General features: G+C 65.1%; 6 protein-coding genes. 2 read left to right on the top strand and 4 right to left on the bottom strand.

The window, feature by feature from the left end; genetic code table 11:
* Together trpS and B128_RS0100240 are read left to right on the top strand one after the other, a co-directional pair.
* Positions 1-824, top strand: an 824-nt coding sequence (trpS, locus tag B128_RS0100245) for a tryptophan--tRNA ligase (RefSeq protein WP_018110304.1), incomplete at its 5' end; no start/stop codon positions are given.
* Entirely contained in the window at positions 821-1,471 is a 651-nt protein-coding gene (locus B128_RS0100240; RefSeq protein ID WP_018110303.1) for a chromosome segregation protein ScpA, read from the top strand. The genes trpS and B128_RS0100240, both read left to right, overlap by 4 nt.
* Positions 1,472-1,535: 64 nt before the next feature.
* On the opposite strand, the gene B128_RS12015 is transcribed toward B128_RS0100240, so the two are convergent.
* The 4 genes from B128_RS12015 to B128_RS0100220 all read right to left on the bottom strand — a co-directional run.
* Positions 1,536-2,684 (bottom strand): glycosyltransferase family 4 protein, encoded by a 1,149-nt coding sequence (locus B128_RS12015; RefSeq protein WP_040683528.1) that lies wholly within the window; start codon positions 2,682-2,684, stop codon positions 1,536-1,538.
* Positions 2,685-2,752: 68 nt separating this feature from the next.
* Complete coding sequence (locus B128_RS0100230) at positions 2,753-3,559, bottom strand: glycosyltransferase (protein ID WP_026174896.1); 807 nt, start codon at positions 3,557-3,559, stop codon at positions 2,753-2,755.
* 4 nt (positions 3,560-3,563) lie between these two features.
* Positions 3,564-4,577 carry a glycosyltransferase family 4 protein gene (locus B128_RS0100225; RefSeq protein WP_281166732.1) on the bottom strand — a complete coding sequence of 338 codons (1,014 nt, stop codon included), beginning with the start codon at positions 4,575-4,577 and terminating at the stop codon, positions 3,564-3,566.
* A gap of 170 nt (positions 4,578-4,747) precedes the next feature.
* Positions 4,748-4,992 (bottom strand): transposase (locus B128_RS0100220; RefSeq protein WP_018110299.1); only part of this gene is annotated, 245 nt, incomplete at its 5' end.

Below are 4,992 nucleotides of genomic sequence, written 5' to 3'. Positions count from 1 at the left end.
AGGCGGCCCTGGTGAACATCGCCGCTGGGCTGGACCCCGAGCGGGTCACCCTCTTCGTCCAGTCCCACGTGCCCGAGCACACGGAGCTGGCCTGGGTCTTCACCACCATCACCCCCCTGGGGGACCTCACCCGCATGACCCAGTTCAAGGACAAGGCCGCCAAGCAGGAGGCCATCTGGTCCGGCCTCCTCATGTACCCCGTGCTCCAGGCGGCGGACATCCTCATCTACAAGGCGGACACCGTGCCGGTGGGGGAGGACCAGGTGCAGCACATTGAGCTCACCCGGGAGATTGCCCGCCGCTTCAACGCCCTCTTTGGCGAGACCTTTCCCGAACCAGAGGCCCTCCTCAACCCCGAGGCCCCCCGGGTGCCGGGGATTGACGGCAAGGCCAAGATGAGCAAGTCCCTGGGCAACACCATCGGCCTTCTGGAGGCCGAGGAGAGCATCTGGCACAAGATCCAGCACCTTCCCGATGACCCCCAGCGCATCCGCCTTTCCGACCCCGGGGACCCGGAGCGCACCGTGGTCTTCACCTACCTGGGCTACTTTGCCCCCAAGGACCTGGTGGAGGCCCTGAAGGAGGAGTACCGGAGGGCAGGGGTGGGCACCTTGGTGGTGAAGCGCATCCTCTTTGAGGAGATGATGAAGACCCTGCGTCCCATCCGCGAGCGGGCCGAGGCCTTAAGGCGGGACCCGGACTACGTGATGGACGTTCTCCTGGAGGGGGCCAAGCGGGCCAGGGCCGTGGCCCAGGCCACCATGGAGGAGGTGCGGGAGAAGGTGGGCCTCCTCCTGCCCACCAAGCGGCCGGTGCCCTCGTGATCCGCCTGTCCTTTCCCGGCTTTTCGGGGACGCCGGCTGAGCTCAGGGAGGCCCTCCGCCGGGGGCGGCTTTCCCCCAGGGCCCTGCCCGTTCTCCAGATCGTGGAGGAGGCCCTGGCCCAGGTGCCCGAGGGCCTCAAGGAGCGGAGCGAGCTCCTGCCCATCCTGGCCGAGCTTCTGGTGCTGAAGCTTTCCCCAGAGCGGGCCCTCACGCCCAAGGAGGAAGGGGAGGAGGCTCCCCTGGTCCAGGCTCTGCTGGACCTTTCCGACACCGTGGCCTTTCTGGAGGGACGCCTGAGGAAGCGGGCCCGCCTCCTCCCCGTGGCCCCGCCCCCCGTGCCCAAGCCGGCCCTTCGCCTGCCCCCCAGGGTGCTGGCCGAGGCCGCCCGGCCCTTTCGCCGGGCCGTGCTCCACCTCTCTCCCGAGGGCTTTGGCCTGAAGGAGGCCTGGGAGCGCCTGAAGGCTTTCCTCAAGGGGCGGGTGGCCTTCCACCGCCTGCCCCTGAGGGGCTGGGCGGAGCAGGTGGTGGGCTTCGCCGCCCTCTTGGAGGCCCACCGCCTGGGCCAGGTGCGCCTCCAGCAGGATGTGCCCTTTGGTCCCCTTTGGGTGGAGGCGGGGGAGGCTTTGGAGGAAAAGCGGCTGGCCTAGCCATTTCCTGGTGGACAGCCGTATCCGGCGGGTGGAAGGCGTATGCCTGGGGATTTTCTTGGCCTTAGGCCCAGGGGCTTTTGCCTGCCTTGGTTGGATGGACCAGTTCCTGGTATAGCGCCAGGATTTTCTCCACCATGCCCTCGAGGCCCTGCCCCTCCACCCATGCCCTTCCCCTTTGCCTCAGAGCGTCGGCCAGGGCAGGGTTTTCCAGCAGACCGGCCATGGCCTTGGCCAGGGCTGCTGGTTCCCGGCTTGGGGCCACTTGGGCCAGCCCTTTTTCCTGGAGCCAGTCCCCAAGCCCTGGCAGGGGAGCGGCCACCACCGGTACCTCCAGGGCCAGGGCCTCGAGGAGCACATAGGGGAGGCCCTCATAAGCGCTGGTGAAGAGGAGGAGGTCCAGGGCGGGCAGGACCTCCCGGGCTTCCCTTTCCCCCAGGAAGGCTACCTTCCCCTCGAGGCCCAAGGCCCTGACTTCTTCCCGGCAGGCGGGGTCCAGGGGGCCGCTTCCCACCAGCAGGAGCCGGGTCTGGGGCAGGCCTAGCTGGGCGAAGGCCCTTAGGGCCAAGAGGGGGTCCTTTTGCTGGTCCAGCCGCCCCACGAAGCCCATGGCCACTGTGTCCCCAGTTATCCCCAAGGCTGTTCGCGCGCTTGCCCGTTCCTCCGGGGTTAGGGGTGGCAGGGCGATGCCATTTTCCACCACCGCTACCCGCCGGTACCCCAGGGTCCGGAGGGCCTCCCCCTCCCAGGGGGAGACGGCCAGGGCCAAGGCGGTGAGGGGGGCAAGAAGCCTTTCTGCCCCTCCGTAAATGGCCCTTTCCCAGGGGGAGAGGAAGGGGGAGAGGGTCACCACCCCGTGGGGGGTGTAGACAGCCGGGATTCCAAGCAGACGTCCCAGAAGCCGGGCCAGGGCGCCTCCTTTAGAGCTGTGGCCGTGGACCAGGTGGAAGGGGCCTTCCCTCCGGGCGTAGGCAAGGAGGCGGAAGAGGGCCCCTAGGTCCGAGGGGTGGGGGCTTCGGCGCAGGGGGATGGGCCAGGTGCGTACGCCCCTAGATTCCAGAAGGGGAAGCCCCTGGGCGAAGATCGCATCCATCCGCAAGGGGGAGTAGGCCAGATGGACCTCCACCCCTCTTTCGGCCAGCCCCAGGGCTAAGTCCAGCACGTGCCGCCCGGTGCCCCCGCCGCTGGCTTCCAGTATCCAGAATGCCCGCACAGGGGAGAGGATACCAGCCTTGTTGGGCCTGCCCGATGCGTTTGCCATCTCCTGGCTACCCGGGAGGCCTAAAACCAACCTCCTCGCCCCTTGAGGAGCCGTTTAGCCCAGAAGACTAGGGGAGTGGGGGCAAGGAAGAGGGCCAGGTTTTTGGCCAGCCCCAGCCAGCTCTCTTTTAGTCCCGGCTCAAAGTTTTCTGCCAGAATCCTCAGGCGGGTGCGCAGTTGTTGCCGCCTTTTGCGCAGGCTGATGCCTCCGGGGTTAATCCGGCAGACCAGGACCTCCTCCGGCAGGTTGGCCACCTTGTAATGGCGCATGAGGCGAAAGAACAGGTCGTAGTCCTCTGCGGCGGGGTAGGTTTCGCGGTAAAGCCCCACCTTCTTGAGGGCCTCGGTGCGCATCATCACTGCGGGGTGCATGAAGACGTTGCGGGCGTGCATCACGCGGCGAATTTCCCAGTCTTCCGTGGGAAAGCGCTCCCGGTGCGTTTCCCTACCCTCTAGGTCCACGAAGCGCACCTGTCCCCCCACCAGGCCGTATTCCAGGTTTTCTTCCAGGAAGCGAAGTTGGCGGCCAAAGCGCCCGGGCAGGGCCAGGTCTCCGGCATCCAGCCGGGCCACATATGGGTAACCTCTTTCCAGGACCCAGTGCAGGCCGTGGTTTAGGGCCCTTGTGATGCCCTGGTTGGTGTCTAGCCGCAGGAGGAAGGCCCGGTGGGGCTCGCCCACCGGGGGGAGGACAAGGGGCGGGTGGCTCCCATCGTCCACCACCACCACGTCCAGAGGGAGATCGGAGGGGAGGGTGCTTAGGGTCTTCTCCAGGCCCTTCTGATCCCCGTATACGGGAATGAGTAGGGCCACATGGGACTTTCTCACCACCTTATCCCTCTCCTAGGGCCTTTTGGTAGAAGGCCAGGATGGTTTCTCCCCACTGCCTTACACCCCATGCTTCCTCCACATACCGAAGGCCTCCTTGTACCAGGATTTGCCTCAGGCCTTTGTCCTCCAGCCGCATAAGGGCCTCTGCCATGGCTTTGGCTTCCCCGGGTGGGAAGAGGAGACCATTTTCCCCGGGACGGATCATTTCCCGAAGCCCTCCCAGGTCGGAAGCCACCACAGGGGTGCCCAGGGCCATGGCTTCCAAGGCGGCTATGGAAGTAGCCTCCACCACCCCCTGGGAGGGTATGGAGGGCACCAGGACCGCCCAGGCCCTTTGCATGAGGGCCAGGACCACGCCTCGAGGTTGCTCCCCCAAAAGCCGGACCCTTGGTCCAAGGCCCAACTCCCTTAACCGGGTTTCTATTTCCCCCCGTAGAGGGCCATCGCCTGCTACCCAGAAGGTGTACTCCGGCGGGAGAAGGGGAAGGGCCTCCAGGGCCTGATGAACCCCATTTTTGGCCACGAGCCTACGGGGGAGCAGGATAACCCGCTTGCCCTGGTGGAGGGTTTTTTCCAGACTTTCCGCAAGGGGATGTCGGGCCCAAACCCCTGCCTGCTTCAAAAGGCTTTCCCGGTGTACGGCGTTAGGCACCACGGCTACTTTTTCTTCAGGCAAGGAGAACTCCTCCAGCACATATTGTTTTTGCCCTTCGTCCACCGCCAGGACCATCCTGGCTTCCCTGTAGGCCCTTTCCTCCAAGGAGCGGACCCAGTCGCTTAGCTCCTGGTGGCCGTAATCCATGAGGAATTCCCGATGGGCCGGCCCGTGAATGGTCACCACCAGGGGAAACTTTCCTGTTTCCAAGGCGGCACAGGCAGTGAAGGGGTCGTGGGCGTGGAGGACCAGGGGCCCCGGGGGGGCCTCGAGGTGGCGAAGCAGGGCTTGGGCCAGGGCCATCTTTCTTTTTATGGCCTGCTTGCGGGCCAAAAGCAAATTTGCGCCCAAATGAAGCACCAACCAAATTTTCTCTGCAAAACTGAGATTTGGTAAATAAATGGCTTTCAGCAGAAGATTGTGGCTTTTCAACCAGGCTTCTAAGCCTTCAAGGTGGCTTAAAACACCCCCTGTGCTTTTCCCGTAGCTGAGCAAAATCAGAGGCTGTCGTAAAAGTCCTCCACGGCCAGCTACGCGGCCCTAGCCAGCCGCTTCACCAACAAGCGTAGCATGCCCAGATACACCCAGGCCTCGCTCACCCGAGGGTTAGCTTCGTAGTCCTTGGCAAGCCGCCGATTCCGCCCAAGCCAGGCGAAGGTCCGCTCCACCACCCACCGCTTGGGCAAGGGCTTGAACCCCCTCTCCCGCGGAAGCTCCGGCGCCTCCTCCCCCTCCCGCACCCAGACCCCACGCACCCCCGCGTAGGGACGGGCCA

This window comes from Thermus igniterrae ATCC 700962 (assembly GCF_000376265.1).
Lineage (GTDB): Bacteria > Deinococcota > Deinococci > Deinococcales > Thermaceae > Thermus > Thermus igniterrae.
Note: the sequence above shows the minus strand (reverse complement) of the source record. Positions and strands in the feature narration are given on the sequence as shown.